This window comes from Micromonospora reichwaldensis, from assembly GCF_031845925.1.
GTDB classification, from domain to species: Bacteria; Actinomycetota; Actinomycetes; order Mycobacteriales; family Micromonosporaceae; genus Micromonospora; species Micromonospora reichwaldensis.
Genome location: NZ_JAVRFL010000021.1, coordinates 68,246 through 90,876, shown reverse-complemented (window position 1 = coordinate 90,876; position 22,631 = coordinate 68,246). Strand labels below are relative to the sequence as shown.

The 22,631-nt window shown below is 73.5% G+C and carries 21 protein-coding genes; 12 read left to right on the top strand and 9 right to left on the bottom strand.

Features of this window, described 5'->3' with window-relative positions:
* The first annotated feature begins 100 nt into the window (after nt 1-100).
* On the top strand, nt 101-1,804 hold the full coding sequence (locus RM555_RS18705; RefSeq protein WP_311412967.1) for a bifunctional 3'-5' exonuclease/DNA polymerase: 1,704 nt from the start codon (nt 101-103) through the stop codon (nt 1,802-1,804).
* 16 nt (nt 1,805-1,820) lie between these two features.
* Here the strand turns inward: RM555_RS18705 and RM555_RS18700 are convergent, their stop codons facing one another.
* On the bottom strand, nt 1,821-2,234 hold the full coding sequence (locus tag RM555_RS18700) for a winged helix-turn-helix transcriptional regulator (protein ID WP_311412966.1): 414 nt from the start codon (nt 2,232-2,234) through the stop codon (nt 1,821-1,823).
* 81 nt (nt 2,235-2,315) lie between these two features.
* Here RM555_RS18700 and RM555_RS18695 point away from each other — a divergent pair, with 81 nt between their 5' ends.
* Entirely contained in the window at nt 2,316-3,128 is an 813-nt protein-coding gene (locus RM555_RS18695) for an NAD(P)H-binding protein (protein ID WP_311412965.1), read from the top strand.
* A gap of 230 nt (nt 3,129-3,358) precedes the next feature.
* A complete protein-coding gene (locus tag RM555_RS18690; RefSeq protein ID WP_311412964.1) occupies nt 3,359-3,952 on the top strand; it encodes a nucleotidyltransferase family protein in 594 nt (197 codons plus the stop codon).
* 8 nt (nt 3,953-3,960) lie between these two features.
* Here the strand turns inward: RM555_RS18690 and RM555_RS18685 are convergent, their stop codons facing one another.
* Nucleotides 3,961-4,533: a GNAT family N-acetyltransferase gene (locus RM555_RS18685; protein ID WP_311412963.1), complete on the bottom strand. Its 573-nt coding sequence runs from the start codon at nt 4,531-4,533 to the stop codon at nt 3,961-3,963.
* A gap of 48 nt (nt 4,534-4,581) precedes the next feature.
* Nucleotides 4,582-5,166, bottom strand: a complete 585-nt coding sequence (locus tag RM555_RS18680) for an N-acetylmuramoyl-L-alanine amidase (RefSeq protein WP_311412962.1) — start codon at nt 5,164-5,166, stop codon at nt 4,582-4,584.
* Nucleotides 5,167-5,333: 167 nt separating this feature from the next.
* Here RM555_RS18680 and RM555_RS18675 point away from each other — a divergent pair, with 167 nt between their 5' ends.
* Complete coding sequence (locus tag RM555_RS18675) at nt 5,334-6,398, top strand: phosphotransferase (protein WP_311412961.1); 1,065 nt, start codon at nt 5,334-5,336, stop codon at nt 6,396-6,398.
* An 18-nt stretch (nt 6,399-6,416) separates the two neighbouring features.
* Here the strand turns inward: RM555_RS18675 and RM555_RS18670 are convergent, their stop codons facing one another.
* The 3 genes from RM555_RS18670 to RM555_RS18660 form a co-directional block, all read right to left on the bottom strand.
* Nucleotides 6,417-7,226 carry a metal-dependent hydrolase gene (locus RM555_RS18670; RefSeq protein WP_311412960.1) on the bottom strand — a complete coding sequence of 270 codons (810 nt, stop codon included), beginning with the start codon at nt 7,224-7,226 and terminating at the stop codon, nt 6,417-6,419.
* Nucleotides 7,227-7,439: 213 nt separating this feature from the next.
* Nucleotides 7,440-8,771 carry a glycosyltransferase family 4 protein gene (locus tag RM555_RS18665; protein WP_311412959.1) on the bottom strand — a complete coding sequence of 444 codons (1,332 nt, stop codon included), beginning with the start codon at nt 8,769-8,771 and terminating at the stop codon, nt 7,440-7,442.
* A 139-nt stretch (nt 8,772-8,910) separates the two neighbouring features.
* Nucleotides 8,911-10,854: an amylo-alpha-1,6-glucosidase gene (locus tag RM555_RS18660; protein ID WP_311412958.1), complete on the bottom strand. Its 1,944-nt coding sequence runs from the start codon at nt 10,852-10,854 to the stop codon at nt 8,911-8,913.
* Nucleotides 10,855-10,896: 42 nt separating this feature from the next.
* Between RM555_RS18660 and RM555_RS18655 the strand changes: the two genes are divergently transcribed.
* The 3 genes from RM555_RS18655 to RM555_RS18645 all read left to right on the top strand — a co-directional run bounded on the left by RM555_RS18655 (nt 10,897) and on the right by RM555_RS18645 (nt 15,347).
* Nucleotides 10,897-13,605, top strand: coding sequence for an MGH1-like glycoside hydrolase domain-containing protein (locus tag RM555_RS18655; RefSeq protein ID WP_311412957.1), 2,709 nt, complete (start codon nt 10,897-10,899; stop codon nt 13,603-13,605).
* A gap of 243 nt (nt 13,606-13,848) precedes the next feature.
* Entirely contained in the window at nt 13,849-14,424 is a 576-nt protein-coding gene (locus RM555_RS18650) for a TetR/AcrR family transcriptional regulator (protein ID WP_311412956.1), read from the top strand.
* 215 nt (nt 14,425-14,639) lie between these two features.
* Complete coding sequence (locus tag RM555_RS18645) at nt 14,640-15,347, top strand: HAD family hydrolase (protein WP_311412955.1); 708 nt, start codon at nt 14,640-14,642, stop codon at nt 15,345-15,347.
* Nucleotides 15,348-15,932: 585 nt separating this feature from the next.
* Here RM555_RS18645 and RM555_RS18640 read toward each other — a convergent pair.
* Entirely contained in the window at nt 15,933-16,208 is a 276-nt protein-coding gene (locus tag RM555_RS18640) for a hypothetical protein (RefSeq protein WP_311412954.1), read from the bottom strand.
* A gap of 47 nt (nt 16,209-16,255) precedes the next feature.
* Nucleotides 16,256-16,687 carry a RusA family crossover junction endodeoxyribonuclease gene (locus RM555_RS18635; protein ID WP_311412953.1) on the bottom strand — a complete coding sequence of 144 codons (432 nt, stop codon included), beginning with the start codon at nt 16,685-16,687 and terminating at the stop codon, nt 16,256-16,258.
* A gap of 113 nt (nt 16,688-16,800) precedes the next feature.
* On the opposite strand from RM555_RS18635, the gene RM555_RS18630 reads away from it, so the two are divergent.
* A complete protein-coding gene (locus RM555_RS18630) occupies nt 16,801-17,241 on the top strand; it encodes a hypothetical protein (RefSeq protein WP_311412952.1) in 441 nt (146 codons plus the stop codon).
* A gap of 171 nt (nt 17,242-17,412) precedes the next feature.
* Here RM555_RS18630 and RM555_RS18625 read toward each other — a convergent pair whose 3' ends face one another.
* A complete protein-coding gene (locus RM555_RS18625) occupies nt 17,413-17,991 on the bottom strand; it encodes a mycothiol-dependent nitroreductase Rv2466c family protein (protein WP_311412951.1) in 579 nt (192 codons plus the stop codon).
* A gap of 231 nt (nt 17,992-18,222) precedes the next feature.
* On the opposite strand from RM555_RS18625, the gene RM555_RS18620 reads away from it, so the two are divergent.
* The 4 genes from RM555_RS18620 to RM555_RS18605 are packed head-to-tail and all read left to right on the top strand — an operon-like array spanning nt 18,223 to nt 22,607.
* Complete coding sequence (locus RM555_RS18620) at nt 18,223-19,512, top strand: ABC transporter substrate-binding protein (protein ID WP_311412950.1); 1,290 nt, start codon at nt 18,223-18,225, stop codon at nt 19,510-19,512.
* 46 nt (nt 19,513-19,558) lie between these two features.
* Complete coding sequence (locus tag RM555_RS18615) at nt 19,559-20,557, top strand: carbohydrate ABC transporter permease (RefSeq protein WP_311412949.1); 999 nt, start codon at nt 19,559-19,561, stop codon at nt 20,555-20,557.
* A gap of 1 nt (nt 20,558) precedes the next feature.
* The gene (locus RM555_RS18610; RefSeq protein WP_311412948.1) at nt 20,559-21,392 is read left to right on the top strand and encodes a carbohydrate ABC transporter permease; all 834 of its coding nucleotides are present in this window, start codon (nt 20,559-20,561) and stop codon (nt 21,390-21,392) included.
* Nucleotides 21,393-21,401: 9 nt separating this feature from the next.
* Nucleotides 21,402-22,607 carry an ABC transporter ATP-binding protein gene (locus RM555_RS18605; RefSeq protein ID WP_311412947.1) on the top strand — a complete coding sequence of 402 codons (1,206 nt, stop codon included), beginning with the start codon at nt 21,402-21,404 and terminating at the stop codon, nt 22,605-22,607.
* The last annotated feature ends 24 nt before the right edge of the window (nt 22,608-22,631 follow it).

Genomic DNA, 22,631 nt, shown 5'->3' with positions numbered 1-22,631 from the left:
CCGCCCCGTTTCCGCCGTACCGCCCGCCGACGTTTCGTCGGCGACGCTCGCGGCCGGCCCGCCCGGCGTGGGGGGCGCGCCGGGGTGGTTGGTGGGTGGAGTGTCGCAGGGGCGAGGCAGAATCGCATCCGTGCTGGTGACGGTGGCCTCGGACGAGCGGGGCGGGGGAGCGCTGCAAACCCTCGACGCCGCCGGGCTGCCCGTCGGCCCGGTGCAGCCGGTCACCGACCTGGCCGCCGCCGTCGCGGCGCGCGAGGCGGCGGACCGGCCGCGCTGGGTGTGGGCCTCCGGCGCGACCGTCTACCCGGCGCTGCTGCGCGCCGGGGTGCGGGTCGAGCGCTGCCACGACATCGAGCTGACCGAGGCCCTGCTGCTCGGCCACGCCGGCCGCTGGGGCGAGCCCCGTTCGTTCACGGCGGCCTGGGCCCGGCTGACCGGCGCGCCGGTGCCGGCCGACCCGCCGCCCCGCCCGGCCGCGCCGCCCGGCCACGGGCAGGGCGCGCTCTTCGACGCGCTGCCCGGCCCGCCGGGCCCCGGCGTCGAGGCCCTGACCCGGGTGTACGCCGACCAGCTCGCCCGGATCGCCGCCACCGAGCATCCCGGTCGGTTCCGGCTGCTGGTCGCCGCCGAGTCGGCCGGCGCGCTGATCGCCGTGGAGATGGGGGCCGCCGGGCTGCCCTGGCGGGCCGACGTGCACGACCGACTCCTCGCCGAGCTGCTCGGTGAGCCGTCGCCGGTGGGCGGCCCGCCCCGCCGGCTGGCCGAGCTCGCCGCGCGGATCGCCGACGCGTTCGGCGTACGCCAGCTGCACGCCGACTCCCCGGCGGAGCTGTTGCGGGCGTTCGCCCGGGCGGGGGTGGAGCTGCCCAACACCCGGGCCTGGGTGCTGCGCGGGGTGGACCACCCGGCGGTGCCGCTGGTCCTGGAATACAAGGAGCTCTACCGGATCTGGACGGCGCACGGCTGGGCCTGGCGCGACGCCTGGGTGCGCGACGGCCGGTTCCAGCCGGAGTACGTCCCGGGCGGGGTCGTCTCCGGCCGCTGGGCCACCCGGGGCGGCGGCGCGTTGCAGATCCCCAAGGTGATCCGGCGGGCGGTGGTGGCCGATCCGGGCTGGCGGTTCGTGGTGGCCGACGCCGGCCAGCTGGAGCCGAGGGTGCTCGCCGCGGTCTCCGGCGACGCCCGGCTCGCCGCCGCCGGTGGTGCCGGCGACCTCTACGCCGCCCTCGCCCAGGACGCCTTCGGCGGCGACCGGCCCCGGGCCAAGGTGGCGCTGCTCGGCGCGATGTACGGGCAGACGGGCGGGGCGGCGGTGCCGGCGCTGGCGGTGCTGCGGCGCAACTACCCGACGGCCTTCGGCTACGTGGAGGCGGCGGCCCGCACGGGGGAGGCCGGCGGGCTGGTGCGCTCCTGGCTGGGTCGCACCTGCCCGCCCGGCACGGCCGGGTTCGGCGACCCCGACGCCGACGTGCCCGACGGCGGCGACGATCCGCAGTCGCCGCGGGCGCGGGCGGCCCGGTCCCGGGGGCGGTTCACCCGCAACTTCGTCATCCAGGCCACCGCCGCCGAATGGGCCTCGACCCTTCTGGCGACGCTGCGCGGCCGGCTCGCCGCCACCGGCGGTGAGCTGGTCTTCTTCCAGCACGACGAGGTGATCGTGCACTGCCCGGCGGAGCGGGCCGACGCGGTCGCCGACGCGGTCACCCGGTGCGGGGAGCAGGCCGCCGCGCTGCTCTTCGGCGACACCCCGGTCCGCTTCCCGCTGGACCTGTCCGTCGTCGACTGCTACGCCGACGCGGCCTGACGGCTCCCGTTCCGGCTCAGGAGACGCCGGAGTCGGGGTTGGCGGCGTCCCACGCGTGCCGCGACTCGGCGATGGCGTCCTTGTGCGCGAGCGACCAGTCGGCCAACTGCCGCACCAGGTGCGTGAGGCTCCGCCCGCGCTCGGTCAGCTCGTAGGTGACGGTCACCGGGACGGTCGGGTACGCGGTGCGCAGCACCAGCCCGTCGCGCTCCAGCCGACGCAGGGTCAGGGTCAGCATCCGCTGCGAGATGCCGTGGACGGCCCGTTGCAGCTCCCGGAACCGGCGGACGCCCGAGGAGAGCTCGACGATCGCGAGCACCGACCACTTGTCGCCGATGCGGTCGAGCACGTCGCGGATCCCGCAGTCGGGGTGCTCGGGCAGGCCGCAGGGCGCCAAAGCGTCGGTTACCGCCGTGTGCCCTGCCGACATCGAAGTGCCTCCTTGTGGCCGCGTCCGTGGTTCCCGACGATGAGGCTAGTTCCGATCCGGTACCACCGAAAGGCTCGCCACATGCTGCTGGTCACCGGCGCCTCCGGGCACCTGGGCTCCCTCATCCACGCCGGGCTGGTCGAGCGAGGGCTCGCCCCGCTCGCCGGTACCCGTACGCCCGGTCGCTTCGGCGACGCCGGGCGCAGCGTGGACTTCGACGACCCGGCGGGGCCGGACCTGACGGGCGTACGCGTGCTGGTGCTGGTCTCCGCCGGGTACGGCGAGGACGACGTCGTCACCGCCCGCCACGACCGGGCGATCGCCGCCGCCGAGCGGCACGGGGTGCGGCACGTGGTCTACACGAGCCTGGTCGGCGCCGGCGACCACCTGGCCTTCGCGCTCGCGCACCGGTGGACGGAGCGTCGACTGCGGGAGAGCCGGCTCGACTGGACGATCCTGCGCAACGGCCTCTACGCCGAGCTGTTCGGTCAGCTGGCCGCCCCGGTCGGCGGCGCGGTCACGGCCCCGTTCGGCACGGGAGCGCTGGCTGCGGTGGCCCGACAGGACCTGGCCGACGCCGCCGTGCGGGTGGCCGCCGACCCCGCCGCCCACCGCGGCCGCACGTACGAGCTGACCGGGCCCGTCGCGCTCACCGCGGCCGGTGTCGCCGCCGGGTTGGGCGTGCCCTACCGCCCGGAGTCGCTGGGCGAGCGGCGTGCCGCCCTGACGGGCGCGGGCCTGCTGCCGTTCCAGCCGGCCATGCTCATGTCGATCTACTCCGCCACGGCGGCCGGGTTCCTCGCACGGACCCACGGCGACCTGGCGCGCCTGCTGGCGCGTCCGCCCCGCGACCCGATGCCGGTCGCGGTCGCCGCCGCCGGGGCGCCGTCCTGACCGTACGCACAGCCTCGACAGGGCTACCCGACTCCGAGCCGGACGGGCCGGAGGCGGGCGACGCGGTGCGGTTCCGGGCCGGTAACGGTTGCACTATTTTCCCTTTTCGCCCCGCTACCCGGTCTGCCTTGTCCTCGTTGCTCCCGATGTCCGTACGACGGAGCGGGCCGTGCCCTCGCGCCACGGTCCGCTCCACGGTGGAGGGGGCCCAGCTGAACCGGATCGCAGGAATGATCATCGCCGCGGGCGGGGGGCGTCGCATCGGCGGCCCCGAGGCGCTGCTGCACCAGGGGGAGAAGCCCCTGGTGAACCAGATGATCGACACGATGACCGAGGCGGGCTGCGAGCGGATCGTGGTCGTGCTCGGCGCCGCGGCCGACCAGGTCCGCGAGACGGCGGACCTGAGCCGGGCCACGGTGGTGATCAACCGGGCGTGGGGGACCGGCGTCGGCTCGTCCATCCGGGCCGGCCTGGCCGCGCTCGACGACGAGGGCATCGAGGCGGTCGTGGTGGTGCCGGTGGACATGCCCGGCCTGACCGCCACCGCTGTGCGTCGGGTCGTCGCGCTGCCGTACCCCGACGTGCTGGTCTGCGCCACCTACGACGGGCTGCGCGGCTACCCGATGCTGTTCGGACGCCGGCACTGGTCCGGCATCGCCACCCTGGCCAGCGCGGACGTGGGCGCCCGGCCCTACCTGCTCGCGCACAAGGACCAGATCGTCGACATCTGCTGCGACTCGGTTGCCGACGGCAGCCGGGTCGACACCCCGGAACTGATGGCGCTCTACGGGCTGACCGTTCCACCCCAGCGCATCGGCGCCTAGCCGTTCGGTCAGAGCGGTGACGGGTCGTCGCGCAGCCGGCTGTAGAGCCACCCGTCGCGCCAGGCGCCGGCCCGGAACTCGCAGGCCCGCACGACCCCCTCCAGCTGGAAGCCGGCCTTCTCCAGCGACCGCTGCTCGGCGGTGTTCTCGGCGTGGGTGCTGGCCTGGATGCGCTGCGCCGGGGTGTGGCTGAACAGGTAGTCGCAGAGCAGCGCCTGGGCCCGCCAGCCGATGCCCTGGCCGCGCCACTGGGGCAGCAGCACGATGCCGATCTCCCAGTACGGTGCCCGCCCGCCGTACTGGCCCTGGAGATAGCTGAGGTAGCCCGCCGGGGCGTCCGCCGCCGGCTCGACCTGCACGATCAGGCCGCCGGTCCGCTCGCCGAGATAGCCGTCTTCGGCGAAGCGGCGGGCCGGCGCGGCGGCGTCCCGGAAGCCGGCCCAGTCGAGCCCGATCAGCCCGGGTTCGACCGCGAACCGGCGCAACATCGCCAGATCGTTCTCGGCCACCGGGCGCAGCCGTACGGTCGAGCCGGGCGCCTGGTGCACGATGCCGGCCACCAGCGGATGGGAACTGTCCATCCTCCGCACCGTAGCGACGGGCCGGGCCGCCCGCTGCCCCGTGCCGGCTCAGGGTGCGGCGCGCCGTACGACGAGGCCCGGTGAGGGCGTGGGCCCGGACGGACGGGCGACCTGCCGGGCGGCGGCCAGGATGTCCGGCTTCTGCGCGATGATCGGTGGGCCGGGGCACTTGTCGTGGCCCCAGGCCGAGCCTCCCATGCTGTGGTGGCCGAGGCCTGTGCCCGACGGGTCGGCCGTCAGGGCGAGCGGGACGCCGCACTCCTCGTGCACCCTGGCGAAGATCCGGCCGAGGGCGGCGATCTGCTTGTCGGTCAGCCTCTCCCAGCCGGGATGGCTGGCGTGGTGCGGGCTGCCGACGCTGAACCCGGAGCACTCCACCGAGAGCCAGTGCCCGTTGCCGGCTCGCTGGGTCCAGGCCTTGTCCGCCGTGTCGACCATCTGCGCGATGTCACCCTCACGACTGACGATGAAGTGCGAGGAGTTCTCGGTGCCCGGGTCCCGCTGGTGGCTGATGGTGCCCTCATAGGTGCCGTCGGCGATGTGTACCACCAGGCCGCGAACCTCCACCATGCCGTTCGGGACCCGGTTGGCGGTGGGGCCGCGCCAGCTCGCGAGATCCTCCCAGAGGGCCATCGAATGCTCCTTTCGGACGCCGGTGCGGATGGCCGGCCGGGGGCTCGACAACCCGAACGTATCGTCGTCCCCAGTCCCGTTGCCGGCGATTCGGCCGACTGCTCGTGCGCCGCCTGGCTGGTGGGCGTCGCCGAGGGACCGGCCGGCTACCTGGCGCTGGAGGCCCCGTGACCACGTCCCGCCCGCCGACCGACCTCGTCCCCGCCGACGTGCCGGCCGGGCAGCTCACCCACAACGTGCTCAACGGGGTGACCGACGGCATCTGGCGCACCCGCCGGGACGGGCGGTCGGTCGTGCTGAAACTCCTCACCCCGCCCGGCCGCCCCGGCCCGGCGCACTGGGCCGGCAGCGACGAGCCGGGGCACTGGAACTACTGGCGCCGCGAGGTCGAGGCGTACCGCAGCGGGCTGGCCGCCGCCGCGTACGCCGACGCCGGGCTGGCCGCGCCGACGGCGCTGGCGGTCGACGACCGGCCGGACGGCTCGGTCGCGCTGTGGCTGCCCGAGGTCGCCGGTCGGCCGGGCGTCGCCTGCACGCCCGTCGACCTCGGCGAGGTGGCCGTCCGGCTCGGCGCCGGACACGCCCGCTGGCTCGGCGACCCCGCGGCGCGGGAACTCGCGGCCGGCGGTCGCCCGCCGGACTGGCTGGCGCGCGACTGGCTGCGCGACTACACGCTGAGCCGCCCGGTGGCCATTCCGGTGCCGTGGGAGCACCCGGTCGCCGTCGCCGCCTGGCCGCGCCCCCTGCGCGACGCGCTGCGGGTGCTGTGGGAACGGCGGCACGACGTGCTGGCCGCCACCGACCGGCTGCCGCGTACGCTCTGCCACCACGACTGCTGGCCGATGAACCTGGTGTTCGCCGCCGACGGCCCGGTGCTGCTGGACTGGTCCGGCGTCGGCCCCGGGCCGGTCGGCGAGGACGCGGCCAACCTGGTGCTGGACACCTTCCTCGACGGGCTGGTCGACGTCGCGCTGCTCGACGAGGTGGCCGCGACCGTGCCCGACCGGTACGCCGAAGGGCTGCGCGGTGCGGTCGCGCCGGTGGAGGTGGCCCGTGCCGTCCGCCTGACCGGTGCGGCCAAGTACTTCTGGCTGGCGCCGATGATGCTCGGCCGGCTGGGCCGCTCCGCCATCAGCGGCACCTACGACGCCCGCGACGAGGCGGAGATGATGGCGGGCCGCCGGCCCGTGCTGGAGCTGCTGGCCCGCTGGGCCGCCGAGGCGTGGGACTGACCGGGCGCGGGCAGGCCGTCAGACGTCGATGTTGAAGCGTTGCAGCACCGACGGGGCGACCAGCCCGGCCGCCGCGAGCACCGAGATCGCGGTCAGCACGGCCCGGACGACCACCACCTCGGTCTTGCTGCCGGCCCGCAGGGCGATCTTGTTCGGCAGGCCGATCGGCGTCCACATCCGACGCTTGATCGGGATGGGCCAGAGGATGGGCACCCCGGCCCGGGTGATCATGTCGCCGAGGATGTGCACGAAGCAGCCGACCCCGACGGCGGTGCCGATCAGCGGGTAGCCCCGGCCGCCGGGCAGGTTGGCGAAGGTGTACCAGGCGGCGGCGGCCGACGCGAGGGTGACGATGACCCAGCCGGCGCGCTCCGCCCACTTGTCGAACAGGCCGCGCAGCGCCAGCCCGAACATGAAGAACAGGATGCCGATGACAGCCCACTTGCCGTACGCGGCGCAGAGCGTGGTGGTGCCCCAGCCGACCAGCAGGGTGAACGGGATGGTGTGGGTCAGGGTGCGGTGGCCGTTGTTGCGGCGCGGATCCTTGCTGAGCTTCGTCGCGTAGTAGACCCCGAGCGAGACCTTCTCCATCACCTCGGCGATGAAGAGCGAGAACACGCCAAAGGTGCGGGCGACCGTCGCCCCGCCCTGGTTGCGGGTCACCTTGCCGGAGAGGTCGAGGTCAGGGAAGAGCGCGCCACCGGCGCAGACGGCGGTGCCGACGGCGAGCTCCAGCGGCGACTGGTGGTAGTCGGCGAACTGTTGCAGCGCCCAGGATCCGGCCAGCCACACCGCCGCGCCGGACAGCGCGTGGGACGGTCCCATCATGTCGGCTCACCCTCCCCAGGGATCTTGAGCGCCAAAACTACGCCACTGTAGTTCGCCGACGCTCCGCAGGGGCATCGCCCGGACGGTCCACCGGGGACGGTGGCGGGGAGGGGTGGGTGGATCTGCCGCACCGGCAGGAAGTATGCCCTTGCCGGGCGGCGGACGGGGCCGGTCTGTCGGCCACCGGACGGCGGGGAGGCGGCGACGGCCCGCTCAGCGGACGGCGCCGCCGACCGCGAGCAGGTTCCCCTCCGGGATGGTGATCTTCTGGCGGGCCCCGCCGAGTCGGGCGGCGGCGCGCCGGGCCTGCGTCGGGCCGTGCTCCCGGCCGACCGTCGCGTACGTGCCGGCGGTCCGGGCGGCGATGGTCGTCCAGCCGTAGTGACGGCCGACCATGGCGCGCGCCCGCCGGGCCACCCGCCGGGCGAAGACCTCGTCGCCGAGGAGCTGGTCGACCGCCTCGCCGAGGGCGCCCGGGTCGCTGTGCGGGAAGGTCACCCCGGTCACGCCCGGCTCGACGATCTCGGCGAGGCCGCCGGTGCGGGCCACGGCCAGCGGCGCACCGGCCGCCGCGGCCTCCAGGGCGACCATCCCGAACGGCTCGTAGAGGCTGGGCACCACGGTCGCGTCGGTGGCGCCGAGCAGCGCCGGGAGCCGGGTCGAGTCCAAAAATCCCGCGAAGCGTACGGTCTGCCCGAGCCCGAGTCGGTGGGTCTCCTCCTCCAACTCGCCGCGGTAGGGGCCGTCGCCCGCGATCACCACCCGCAGCCCGGGGTGCCGGTCGCGCAGGTACGGCACGGCGTGCACCAGGTGCTGCACGCCCTTCTCGTAGACCAGCCGGCCGGCGTACCCGACGAGCGGGCCGTCGCCGGCGAACCGGGCCCGGGCGGCCGTGACCGCCCCCGGCCGGGCGCGCCAGGCCCGGTCGTCGACCCCGTTGGGCACCACGTCGACCTGCCCGGCCGGCACGTCGAAGAGCGTGGCGACCTGCTCGCGCATGTAGCCGGAGCAGACGATCACCCGGGCGGAGGCGTTGCTCAGCCAGTGTTCGACGCCGTGGATGGTGCGGTTCATCTCCTCGGGTAGCCAGCCCTGGTGTCGGCCGGCCTCGGTGGCGTGGATGGTGCTGACGAGGGGGATGTCGAGGTGTTCGCGCAGGGTCATGGCGGTGTGGGCGACGAGCCAGTCGTGGGCGTGGATGACGTCGTAGGTGCCGGCTTCGGTGGCGCGTAGGGCGGCGCGGGTGAGGGTGTGGTTGAAGGCCATGGTCCAGGCGAGCAGGGAGGAGGTGGCCAGGGGGAAGGTGACGGGGTCTTCGGCGGCGCGGACGATGCGGACGCCGTCGGCGTACTCCTCGAGGGGTGCGCCCTCGCTGTGGCGGGTGACGACGGTGACCTCGTGCCCGGCGGCGGCGAGGGCGACGGAGAGGGCGTGCACGTGCCGGCCGAGCCCGCCGACGAGGACCGGCGGATACTCCCAGGAGAGCATCAGCACCCGCTGTCGCCGGGCGGGATGGATGTCGATCACGTCGGCGTCAGGTGACAATGCGGCCCCCTTGAGTTGTCCCCGAGTGCGCGTCGGCGACACCGGAGCGGTGCCCGTGACGGTCGGGACTGGATCGGGACCCATCCTGCTGGCGGCTGGCTAACCGCCGGAGACGCCGCCGTTGCGGTCGTGTAAAGCGCTACCGGCCGTTCCTGCGGGCGCGTAGCAGTTCGGCGACCGACCACGCCTGGAACGGGCACCCGGTGGCGGCGTGCGGCGCGAGTCCGTCGGCCGTCTCACTCACCGATCCCAGGCCATATTCGGTCAGATGGGCCTCGATGCCGACGAAAAGGTCATCGACCGGCATCTTGGCCCGCCGGGCGGCGTCGGCGTACGGGCCGAGCAGCCACGGCCAGACGGTGCCCTGGTGGTAGGCGCCGTCCCGCTCGGCCGGACCGCCCCGGTGCCGCCCGACGAACTCGGGCGCGTCCGGGGAGAGACTGCGCGGGCCCAGCGGGGTGAGCAGCCCGCCGGCGACCCGGCGCACGGTGGGCTCGTCGGGCTCCAGCGGGGCGTACGGCAGCGACCAGGCCAGCAGCTGGTTGGGGCGCAGCAGGTCGTCGTCGTGCTGCGCGGCCCCACCCAGCGGGTACGCCGGCGCGGGCGCGTCCACCACGTCGTGCAGCCAGCCCGTCGGGGCCGGGAACCGGTGCCGGAACGCGGCGCCGGCCCGCTCGTGCAGCCGCCACAGCTCGCCCGCGTCCCGCCCCGCCAGCTCGGTCAGCTCGGCCAGGCCGGCCAGCCCGTTGACCCAGAGCGCGTTGACCTCCACCGGCTTGCCGGTGCGCGGGGTGACCGGCACCCCGTACACCCGGGCGTCCATCCAGGTCAGCGCCGTGCCCGGGGTGCCGCCCTGGGTGAGCAGCCCGTCGGCCGGGTCGACGGCGATGCCGAAGCGGGTGCCGGCGAGGTGCGCGTCGACCACCCCGTGCAGCGCGGGCAGCAGCTCGTCGCCGAGGTCGGTGTCGCCGGTGACGGTGACGTGCCGGCTGACCGCGTGCAGGAACCACAGGGTCGCGTCGACGGTGTTGTACTCCACCCGTCCGGTGTCGGCGGTGTTGGCGAGCATCCCCTCGGACAACGTCGCCGCGTACGCCCGCAGCAGCTCCCGGCCCTCGTCGGCCCGGTTGGTGCAGAGGAACAGCCCCTCGTAGGAGATCATCGTGTCCCGCGACCAGGCGCCGAACCACGGGTAGCCGGCCACCACGTCCGGCCCGGTGGAGGTGCGGACCACGAACGCGTCGGCGGCCAGCGCGAGCGTCGCCTCGACCGGGTCGGCCGGCTTCGCCGCGGCCACCACCCGCCGGTTGCGGGCCCGGGCCACCGCGACCACCTCGGTCGCCGGCGGCGGCTCCTCGGCCAGCTCGCCGGCCCAGGCGAGCACCGACACCGTGTCGCCCGGGCGACCCAGCTCGCCCGAGAACCGGCCCGCGTACCAGAGGTCCTCGTCGGGGTTCAGCCCCCGCGCCGCCTCCTCCCGGTGGTGCGCGCCGAGCCACCACTGCCCCTGCGGGGTCCAGTCCGGCCCGGCGAGCCGGAACGCGCCGTCGACCACCGCCCCGCCAGGCACCGGCTCCACCCGCGGGGCCGGGCCGTCGGCACGGCGCTCGCCGTGCGCGTCCCGCCAGGTGCAGGCCGCCGCGAGTTCGAGCCGCACCGGCCCGCCGGAGACCAGCCGGTGCACGACGGCCACGCAGGAGCGGCCGTACGTCATCGCCAGCTCCCGCTCGATCACCACGTCGCCGACGCGCCAGCGCCACCGGGGCAGGCCGTCGGCCAGGTCGAAGCGCTCCAGCAGCTCGAAGCCGCGCGGGTCGACGTCGCCGGAGGCCCACTCGTGCGCGCCCAGGCGCACCCGGGCGCCGGAGGGGAACAGCACGGCCGGGTCCAGGCCGACCAGTCCCACGCGGCGGGACGCCGGCGTCTCGCCGGCCACCACGAGCAGCCCGTGGTACCGACGGGTGCGCAGCCCGCTGACCGTGCCGGTGGCGTAGCCGCCGAGACCGTCGGTGACCAGCCACTCCCGGGCGGTGCCGCCGGTCAGGTCGCCGCACACCTGCGGGCCGAAGCGAATGTCGATCAACTTTCCTCCACCGGCGGCGGGGTGCAACACGCCACGACGAGAATGGCTCCTGTGGTGAAGTCCCCCGTCGGCGTCGAAGATGTGCGAGTGATCACCGACGTGCCGCCCCCCGACGACTCCGCGCCCGACCCCGAACGGCTCCGGCTGGCTCAGGCCGACGCCGGGGAGCAGGACTGGCGCGCATGGGGTCCCTATCTGTCCGAGCGGGCGTGGGGGACGGTACGGGAGGACTACAGCGAGCACGGTACGGCCTGGGACTACTTCCCGCACGACCACGCGCGGTCCAGAGCCTACCGCTGGAGCGAGGACGGCATGGCGGGCGTCTGCGACGACCGGCAGACGTTCTGCTTCGCCCTCGCCCTGTGGAACGGCAGGGACCCGATCCTCAAGGAGCGGATGTTCGGCCTCGGCGGCGACGGCGGCAACCACGGCGAGGACGCCAAGGAGTACTGGTGGTACGAGGACTCCACCCCCACCCACTCGTGGATGCGCTGGCGCTACCACTACCCGCAGGCCGCCTTCCCGTACGACGAACTGGTCGCGGTGAACGCGCTGCGCGGCCGGGACGACACCGAGTACGAGCTGGTCGACACCGGCATCTTCGACGACGACCGGTACTGGGCGGTGACCGTCGACTACGCCAAGGCCACCCCGACGGACCTGTGCGTCGTCGTCACCGTCGCCAACCGGGGCGACCGGGCGGCCACCCTGCACGTGCTGCCCACCCTCTGGTTCCGCAACACCTGGGCGTGGGGGCTGCCCGGCGGTGACCGGGTGCCCCGGCTGGTCGGCGAGGGATCGCGGCTCGTCGGCGAGCACCGGGTGCTCGGTCAGCTGCTGCTGGAGGGCGACGGGGAGCCCACACCGCTGCTCTGCGACAACGACACCAACGCCGAGCGGCTCTGGGGGCTGCCCGGCCGCTCGGCCTATCCGAAGGACGGCATCAACGACCACGTGGTCGACGGGGCCGACACCGTCAACCCGGCCCGGGAGGGCACCAAGGGCGCGCTGCACTACGTGCTGGACGTGCCGGCCGGGGCGCAGCGGCGGATCCGGCTGCGGCTGACCCGTACCGCCCCACCGCCCGGCGGCGCCCCGCCCCCGCCGGCGGACCTGGGTGACGGCTTCGACGCGGTGGTGTGGGCCCGGCGGGCGGAGGCGAACCGGTTCTTCGCCGGCGTCATCCCGGCCGCCGCGACACCGGACGAGACCCTCATCGCCCGGCAGGCGATCGCCGGGCTCATGTGGGGCAAGCAGTTCTACCACTTCGACGTCAAGCGCTGGCTGGAGGGCGATCCCGGCTCCGCGCCCCCGCCCTCCGGGCGGCGCCACGGGCGCAACAGCGCCTGGTGGCACATGACGAGCTTCGACGTGATCTCCATGCCCGACCCCTGGGAATATCCCTGGTACGCGGCCTGGGACCTGGCCTTCCACTGCGTCAGCATCGCCCGGGTCGACCCCGGCTTCGCCAAGGAGCAGCTGCTGCTCCTGCTCCGCGAGTGGTACCTGCACCCCAACGGCCAGATCCCGGCGTACGAGTGGGCGTTCGGCGACGTGAACCCGCCGGTGCACGCGTGGGCGGCGCTGAAGGTCTTCGAGATCGACGGCAGCCGGGACCACGACTTCCTGGCCCGGGTGATGCACAAGCTGCTGCTCAACTTCACCTGGTGGGTCAACCGCAAGGACACCGGCGGCAACAACGTCTTCGAGGGCGGCTTCCTCGGGCTGGACAACGTCGGCCCGTTCGACCGGTCGGCGGCGCTGCCCGTGGCCGGGGTGCTGGAGCAGTCGGACGGCACCGGCTGGATGGGCATGTACGCGCTGAACCTGCTGGACATCGCCATTGTGCTGGCCGAGCACGACCGCACCTGGGTCGACACCGCCACCAAGTTCTTCGAGCACTTCGCCTACATCGCCGCCGCCGCGTACGAGCAGGGCCTGTGGGACGCCGAGGACGCGTTCTTCTACGACGTGCTGCGCCTCGCCGACGGCTCGAAGGTGCCCCTGAAGGTCCGCTCGGTCGTCGGCCTGCTGCCCCTGGCCGCGACGACCCGGCTCACCGCCCACACCCTGCACCGGCTGCCCGAGCTGCACGCCCGGTTGCGCTGGTTCCTCGCCAACCGCCCCGAGTACGCCGACGTCATCGGCGCCCGCCGGCTCGGGCCCGACGGCCGCCAGCACCGGCTGCTGTCCATGGTCGGCCCGGAGCAGATCGCCCGGCTGCTCGCCCGGATGCTCGACACCGACGAGTTCCTCTCGGAGTACGGCCTGCGCACGCTGTCCCGGGCCCACCTCGACAAGCCGTTCTCGGTGACCCTCGGCGGCCAGGAGTTCAGCGTCGGCTACGAGCCGGCCGAGTCGACCAGCGGCCTGTTCGGGGGCAACTCGAACTGGCGCGGCCCGATCTGGATGCCGACCAACTTCCTGCTGATCAGCGCGCTGCGCGACTACGCCGCCTTCTTCGGCGACGACCTCCAGGTGGAGTATCCGACGCGGTCGGGGGTGAAGCGGACCCTCGACGAGATCGCCGACGACCTCTCCGCGCGGCTGATCTCGCTGTTCACCCGCGACGGCTGGGGTCGGCGGCCGATCTACGGCGCCGCCCAGCTCTTCCAGACCCACCCGGACTGGCGGGACCTGATCTGCTTCCCCGAGTACTTCCACGGCGACAACGGCGCCGGGCTGGGCGCCTGGCACCAGACCGGCTGGACGGCCCTGGTCGCCGACCTGATCCTCACCCTGCGCCGCTGATCCCGGGCGGGCCGTGGCCGCCGTGCCGCGGTCGCCGTGCCGGCCCGCTCCCAGACGGTCGCGGCACGGCGAGGTGAACGGGGCAGATCTTGGCAGGAATCGGCCCCTCTGAGGGCGCTCCGGTACCAAGATCTCTGGCGACGGCGACGGCGACGGCGACGGCGACGGCGACGGCGATGGGCGCAGAGTCGTCAATCCGTCGCGGATGCCTCACGGGCGGTGACGGTCGCTAGCATCGGCGGCGTGTCGCCAGCAGAGGAAGCAGACGCCGCGCCGGCCGAGCGGGAGCGCCTCGTCCTGGCCGCCCGCCAGCTGGCCGAGGCCGAGGGGTGGGCGGCGGTGACCCATCGCCGGCTGGCCGAGCGGACGGGGATCGACATCGAGGCCCTCTACCGTCGCTTTCCGGATCCGGCCGCGTTGATGTCCGCCGTGGCGGTGCTCGGCTTCGCCGACCTGGCCGCCGCGCTCGCCGCCGCCCGGGACGCCGCCACCGGAGGCGAGCGCGGGCAGTGGCCGGCCGTGGTGACGGCCTACCTGGACTTCGCGTACGCCAGTCCCGAGGTCTACGACGCGATGCTCGCCCACACCTCGGACCTCACGCTGGGCCGCGACCCGGGGCCCGGGGCGCCCCGGGCGGCCTCCGCCGAGCTGCGCGCGGCCCTGACGCCATTGGCTGCCGGCCGCGACCCCGACACCCTCGCCGAGGTCGGGTGGGCGCTGCTGCACGGCACGGTCATGCTGACCCGGGGCGGGCGGCTGCGCCCGGACGTTCAGGAACAGCGCGAGGAGATGATGTTCGGCATATTCGCCGCCCCCTGACCCCGCGCCCCAACCCCCGCTCCCCAACCTCCGGTGCCGCGGCCCGGCCCCTCCCCGGCCACACGCTGCGCGGTCCCGCCGCCCCGCCGCCGCTCGCAACCCGCTTGCCGCTCGGAATCTTGGACAGTTACGGTGCGCACCGCACGGTAAGTGTCCAAGATCAGAAGCGTGCGCCTCCAGGACGGTGCGGGAGCCGCATCGCGGGGAGGGGAGGCATGGGGAACGTGACGCGCCGCCGCGACGGGCAGGTACTCGTCTTCGACGCCGACGACACGCTCTGGGAGAACAACGTCCTGTTCGAGCGGGTGATCGACGACTTCCTGGAGTGGCTGGACCATCCGACCCTCGACCGGGCCGAGACCCGGGCCATCCTGGACGACATCGAGCGGGCCAACGCGGTCGCGCACGGCTACGGCAGCAAGGTGTTCCTGCGCAGCCTGGGGGAGTGCCTGGAGCGGCTGCGGCAGCGGCCCGCGACCGAGGCGGAGCGGCGCGAGATCGAGGAGCTGGCGGCGGCCCTGGTCGCGCACCAGGTGGAGTTGATGCCCGGGGTGGCCGAGGCGCTGGACACCCTGGCCGTGCGGCACCACCTGCTGCTGCTGACCAAGGGCGAACGCGAGGAGCAGCAGCGCAAGCTCGACGCCTCCGGTCTGCTGCACCACTTCCGGGCCGCGCACATCGTGCCGGAGAAGGACGTCGACACCTACCGGTGGCTGGTCCGGGAGCACGGCGTCGACCCCGCCGTCACCTGGATGATCGGCAACTCCCCGAAGTCCGACATCCTGCCCGCCCGGGCCGCCGGGCTGAACGCCGTGTTCATCCCCAACGACAACACCTGGGTGCTGGAGCACGAGGAACTGGACCCGGCCGACCCGGGCGTGCTGCGGCTGTCCGCGTTTCCCGACCTGCTGCGCCACTTCTGAGTCGCGACTGCGCCGCCGGGGAGCCGCAGCCGGGCCGCCGGGGAGCCGCAGCCGGGCGGCCGGGAAGCTGCGGCTGCGCCGCCGGGGAGCCGTGGCCGGGCCGCCGGGGTGCGGCGGCGGCGCACCGGACACAATGGTCGCCTCGACGGGAAACAGCGTTGGCCCCGGAGGGCGTGTTACGTCGACATGCCGCTTTTTCACCTTGACATCAATCACGCCCCCGTGGCCCCGGCTCGTCCTTGTCCGGGCCCCGGCGGCACGCCTAGCCTGATTCGGCGCTCACGGCCCTTCGGGGTGGGCCGGGAGCGTGCCGAAGTCCGGTTGCCGGGCACACGGAGCTGAGTGCAGGCGGCAGGCTCGCCGCGTCGAGCCCGGCGTGGGCGGCGTGCCACGCCCACGTGCTCACGCGGTGCGTCCGTTACGACGCCGGACGGCTGGGGGCAGGACCGGGGAGTTGCGGCCCCGGTCCTGACACCCTCGGCGACCGAGGAGCGTGCGGCGGGGTTCAGCAGCTCGGGGCGACGGTGCCCGACGAGCCCGGGTGGACGAGGCCGTCGGAGACGGACCGCCCGTGCCGACCACGTCTCAGGAGACCTCGCCGCGCACGATCGCCACCGCCACCCGGCAGAACTCGTCCATGTCGGGGTTGAAGCCGGCGGCGATGTCGGGGTGCAGCCCCGAGCGCGTCTCGTCGAGCAGCCGCTGGCAGACCTGCTCCACCGGCTCGCCGGCATAGCTGGCGCTGACCCGTTCCGTGGCGGCCTGCAACGCCGAGGTCAGCTGGTCCTCCAGCGGGCCCTGCAGCTTCTGCTGCACGGGATCGAGCCCGCGAGGGTCCAGCGTGACGTGTGGCTCCGACATCGGCGCTCCCTTCGTCGGCGTCCGCGGTACCCCACCGCGGCCGTCGGTCAAACCACGTGCGGTACGGCGGCCACCCGCACCCGGTACGAGAAGTCCTCGGCCGGCTCCTGCGCGTACGACAGCCGGCGGATCTGCCGGTCGTCTTCGTAGAGGGCGACGTCCACCAGGACGCCGAGGTGGGCCAGGCCGATGCTGGCCACCCGCTTCTTGTCCTGGAGCACCGCGCACACCCCGCCCAGCAGCGTGCTGGCGTCGGAGGTGCGGTGCCCGGGCGGGCAGCGCAGCACGAGGTCCACCTCGATCGGCCCCGACAGCGGCGTCCAGCCGGTGCGCTGGGCCGCTTCGCAGGCCGCCTCGAGCAGGGCGCGGACCCTCGTCGCCTGACGGTGCCCGGCGGCGAAGACGGACAGCGCCTCGGTCCTGACCGGTGGCAGGCCACTCACCTCGAACGTCAGGGCGAGAGCGCGGGTGTCCTGCACGACGGCACCTCCTCGTTGGCAACGATCCTGCCCAACCGGTGTGGCGGCGGCGGGGGTTCCCGCGAGAACCCACCGATCGGGGCAGGGTGGGGCGATCTTGTTACGGTGTGGCCGTGGCGGGTGGAGCGGCTGGTTGGGGGAGGAAGGTCCTGCTCTGGGCCGGGCTTCCCTTCCTCGCCCTCCTCGGGCTGGCTCTCGGCGTACCCGACGTCGCCCCGGCCTGGCAGGCGAAGTCCGGTGGCGGCACGGCGGGGACGTTCACCGCCCTGCACGAGAGGTGCAGCCGCTACTGCGTCTGGTACGGCGACTTCGTCCCGGACGGGGGCGGGACGCCGCGTCACGACGTCATCGTCTACGACGGGCCGGACCGGCTGACCCAGGGGACCACCGTGGCGGCCCGCGACACCGGCGCCCGCAGGGGCGTCTTCGCCGTCCGGGGCGGCGACACCTGGCTGCTCTTCTCCGGGCTGGCGGGGGCCGGCGCGCTCGCCGCGATCGGCTGGGTGGTGCTGCTGGTGCGCGCGATGACCAGCCGGCGCCGGGTCGGGCCCTGACAGGGCCGGCCGGCCACGCCGCGCCGACCGGGCGAGGCGCCTCGCCCGGGAAGACCCGAACAGGCGACTGCCGCAGGCCCGGGAGGCGACGCCGCAGGCTCGGGGCAGCAGCCGACTGCCGCAGGCCCGGGGCAGGCGACGGCCGCAGGCCCGGGAAGGCGACGCCGTAGGTCAGTGGCGGGCGCGCTTGACCTCGTGGAAGGCCGGCATCCGGATCAGGGGTAGCAGCGAGTCCCAGATCGTCAGGGCGTCGTCGGTGCCGGGGACCTCGGTCAGGATCGGACCGTGGATGCCCCGCTCGGCGCCCGGGACCATGAGCACCGGCGCGCCGATGTCCGGGCCGGCCGAGGCGTACGCCAGGGCGTGCGACTCGCGTACCGCCTCGTCCCAGCGGTCGTCGTCGAGCGCCGGCGCGGCCTCTCGCAGGCCCGCCGCCTCGATGGCCGCGTCCACGATCTTCGCTGACAGCGGGTTGCCCGCGTCGTGGCTGCGGGCGCCGACCTCGGCGTAGAACCGGGCGACGTCGTCGTGGCGGCCCTCGGCGCGCAGCGCCTCCACCAGCCGCAGCGCCCGGCTGGAGGCGGTCATCGCGTCGGCGTACTCCGGCGGCACCCGCCCCGAGTTGAGGATGGCCAGGCTGAACGCCCGCCACTCGATGTGCAGGCCCCGGGCGTCGGCGACCGCGACGAGCCAGCGGGAGGTGCGCCAGGTCCACGGGCAGGCGGGGTCGAGGAAGAAGGTGGCGTCCATCGGCCGAGCCTACGGGCGACCGGGCCGGCCCGCACGGCGGTGATCCGCGTCACAGTCGGTGCTGTCGGCACCGTCCCAGCAGCGTCAGGTTTCGCAACTTCGCAGGTCGGGCAGTGTTGGGGCCACGAAACGTCCGGGCGACGGAACCGCTGGTCAGACGGCCCGAACGGCTCGCCGTGTGCCGGGGCGCGGAGCCTCTCCCCGGCCTTGGCCGACACGAGGGGAGGGGTGATGAGCGACCCTGACAAGGCCCGACGCCGACGGCGGCCACGCGTGCGCGCGGTGGCTGCCGCCGCGGCGTTGACGCTGGTGGCACCGATGGCGGCCGCCTGCGGTTCCGACGGGGACGGCGGCACACCCACGATCAACCTGTACTACCCGCCGGAGCAGAACCTGCAGAAGGTCGTCGACGACTGCAACGCGCAGGCCCAGGGGCGCTACAAGATCGTCTACCGGGTGCTGCCCCGGCAGGCCGACGACCAGCGGGTGCAGATGGTCCGCCGGCTCGCCGCGCAGGACAGCGGGATGGACGTCCTCGGCCTCGACGTGACCTGGACCCAGGAGTTCGCCAGCGCCGACTGGATCAGGGAGTGGACCGGTCAGGACCGGGCGGAGGTCGAGCAGGGCACCCTCGCCGGCCCGCTGGAGACGGCGCGCTACGAGGACAAGCTCTACGGCGCGCCGAAGAACACCAACGTCCAGCTGCTCTGGTACCGCAAGGACCTGGTGCCACAGCCGCCGAAGACGTGGGACCAGATGATCTCCATCGCCCAGGAGCTGAAGCAGCAGGGCAAGCCGCACCAGGTGCTCACCATGGGCGCCCAGTACGAGGGCCTCGTCGTCCTCTACAACACCCTCGCCGAGAGCGCCGGCGGCAAGATCCTCAGCGACGACGGCAAGCAGGCCGTCATGGACGAGGGCACCGTGCGGGCGCTGGAGCAGCTCCAGCGCTTCGCCACGTCCGGCGTGACGTCGCCGTCGTTCAGCAACGCCACCGAGGACCCGGTCCGGCTGGAGTTCCAGTCCGGCGACGGCGCGTTCCAGGTCAACTGGCCGTTCGTCTACCCGGCGCTGCAGGAGGCCGACCCGGAGCTGGCGAAGAAGGTCGGCTGGGCCCGCGTCCCGGGCGTCGACGAGAACACCCCGAGCAAGGTCACCATCGGCGGGATCAACATGGCCGTCAGCGCCTACTCGAAGCACCCCGAGGAGTCCTTCGAGGCGGCCCGCTGCATCCGCAACGAGAAGAACCAGAAGTTCTCCGCGGTCAACGACGGCGTGCCGCCGACCATCGAAAAGGTCTACGCCGACCCGGAGATGGCCGAGGCGTACCCGATGCGGGACACCATCCTCGAAGAGCTCAAGGAGCCGGCGGTCCGGCCGCTGACCCCGGCGTACCAGAGCATCTCCACCGTCATGTCGGCGATCCTGTCGCCGCCGTCGGCGATCCGGCCCGAGCAGACCGCCGACGAGCTGCGCGACGCCATCGCCGACGCCCTCGAATCGAAGGGGGTCCTGCCGTGAGCCAGCGCACCCGGCGACTCGACGCCGACCGCCCGGAGGTGGCGGCATGAGCGTCAACGCCACGCCGGCGGGCGCCGACGTGGCCGCCGACGAGACGGCCGCCCGGCCCGGCCGGGACGCCAAGGTGCCGGCCCAGCGCGCCGGTCGGGGCCGCAAGGCGCCGCTGAGCGAGAACAAGAAGGCCGAGCGCCGGTTGGGCTGGCTGCTCTGCGCACCCGCCGCGCTGGTCATGGTGCTGGTGACCGCGTACCCGATCATCTACTCGGTATGGCTGTCCCTGCAGCGCTACGACCTGCGCTTCCCCGCCGAGCGCGAGTTCGTCGGGCTGGAGAACTACGCCACCGTGCTGACCAACGAGTTCTGGTGGACGGCCTTCGGAGTCACCGTGTTGGTCACGGTGGTCACCGTCGCCGTCGAGCTGGTGCTCGGCATGGGACTGGCGCTGATCATGCACCGTACGCTGGTCGGCCGGGGCATCGTGCGGACCGCCGCGCTGATCCCGTACGGCATCGTCACGGTCGTCGCGGCCTTCTCCTGGCGGTACGCGTGGACGCCGGGCACGGGCTACCTGGCCAACCTGTTCAGCGACGGCGCGCCCCTGACCGAGCGGGCCAGCTCGCTGGCGATCATCATGCTGGCCGAGATCTGGAAGACCACGCCGTTCATGGCGCTGCTGCTCATGGCCGGCCTCGCCCTCGTGCCGGAGGACCTGCTCAAGGCCGCCTCCACCGACGGCGCCACCTCCTGGCAGCGCTTCACCAAGGTGATGCTGCCGGTGATGAAGCCGGCGATCCTGGTCGCGCTGCTGTTCCGCACCCTCGACGCGTTCCGGGTGTTCGACAACATCTTCGTGCTGACCGCGGGCGGCAACGAGACCTCGTCGGTGTCGATGCTCGCCTACAACAACCTGATCCGGGGCCTGAACCTCGGCATCGGGTCGACGATGTCGGTGCTGATCTTCCTCACCGTGGCGATCATCGCCTTCGTCTTCGTGAAGCTGTTCGGTACCGCTGCCCCCGGCAGCGACGACGGGGAGAGGCGTTGAGATGGCTGACACCACCACCCGGGCCAAGCTGCGCTGGGGCCTGCTGGACGCCATCGTGGTCGTCTTCGCGCTGGTGCCGGTGCTCTGGATCATGTCGTTGTCGTTCAAGACGCCGGCGACCCTGACCGACGGGAAGTTCATCCCGCAGGAGTGGACGCTGGACAACTACCGGACGATCTTCCAGACCGACCAGTTCGTCCGGGCCCTGGCCAACTCGATCGGTATCGCGCTGATCGCCACCGTGATCGCCGTCGTGCTCGGCGCCATGGCCGCGTACGCGATCTCCCGGCTGGACTTCCCCGGCAAGCGGCTGCTGGTCGGTGTCTCCCTGCTGATCGCGATGTTCCCGCAGGTGTCCCTGGTGTCGCCGCTGTTCGAGATCGAGCGGCAGCTCGGCCTCTTCGACACCTGGCCGGGCCTGATCCTGCCGTACATCACCTTCGCGCTGCCGCTGGCGATCTACACGCTGTCGGCGTTCTTCAAGCAGATCCCGTGGGACCTGGAGAAGGCGGCGAAGATGGACGGCGCGACGCAGGCCCAGGCGTTCCGGCGGGTCATCGCCCCGCTCGCCGCGCCGGGGCTGTTCACCACGGCGATCCTGGTCTTCATCTTCTGCTGGAACGACTTCCTCTTCGCCATCACGCTGACCTCCACCGAGCGGGCGCGCACGGTGCCGGTGGCGCTGTCGTTCTTCACCGGCGAGTCGCAGTTCGAGGACCCCACGGGGGCGATCTGCGCCGCCGCCGTGGTGATCACCGTTCCGATCATCCTGTTCGTCCTCTTCTTCCAGCGCCGCATCGTCTCCGGCCTGACCTCCGGCGCAGTCAAGGGATAGGTGGTACTCATGGCTGACATCGTGCTCGACAAGGTCTGCAAGAAGTTCCCGGACGGGACCGTCGCGGTGGCCGACGTCGACCTGGAGATCGCCGACGGCGAGTTCGTCATCCTGGTCGGCCCGTCCGGCTGCGGGAAGTCCACCACCCTCAACATGATCGCCGGCCTGGAGGACATCAGCTCCGGCGAGCTGCGCATCGGTGGCCAGCGGGTCAACGACAAGGCCCCCCGGGACCGGGACATCGCGATGGTGTTCCAGTCCTACGCCCTCTACCCGAACATGACCGTCCGGGAGAACATGGCGTTCCCGCTGCGGCTGGCGAAGCTGGACAAGGAGACGATCAACCGGAAGGTCGAGGAGGCGGCGAAGGTCCTGGAGCTGTCCGCGCTGCTGGACCGGAAGCCGGCCAACCTCTCCGGCGGCCAGCGCCAGCGGGTCGCGATGGGCCGCGCGATCGTCCGGCAGCCCAAGGCGTTCCTGATGGACGAGCCGCTGTCCAACCTGGACGCCAAGCTGCGGGTCCAGATGCGCACCGTCGTGTCGCGCCTGCAGAAGAAGCTGGGCACCACCACCGTCTACGTCACCCACGACCAGACCGAGGCGATGACCCTCGGCGACCGCGTGGTGATCATGCGGGGTGGCGCGGTGCAGCAGGTCGGCCCGCCGCAGGAGCTGTACGACCACCCCCGCAACCTCTTCGTCGCCGGCTTCATCGGCTCGCCGTCGATGAACTTCCTGCACGCCGCCGTCGAGGACGGCACGCTGCGCACGGCGCTGGGCGACGTGCCGATCGGCGAGCGGATCCGGCGCGAGCTGGAGGGGGCGGACGCCCCGCGCGAGCTGATCCTCGGCATCCGGCCGGAGCACTTCGAGGACGCCGCGCTGATCGACGACGACACCCGCCGCCGGGGCGCGGAGTTCGAGGCGCCCGTCGACATCGTCGAGTCCATGGGCTCCGACAAGTACGTCTACTTCAGCGTCGAGGGGGAGCGGGCCAGCGCCGCCGAACTGGAGGAGCTGGCGGCCGACGCGGGCGCCGACTTCAGCGGCGGCGGGGCCAGCCTGGTGACCCGGCTCTCCGCCGAGTCCCCGGTCGAGGAGGGACAGACCCGGCGCGTCTGGTTCAACCTGGAGAAGATCCACCTGTTCGACCCGTCCGACGGGCGCAACCTGACCCTGCACGAGGGCCGGGCGGCGGGCGCGCTCGCCGACTGACGTACGCCGCGACGGGCGGGTGGG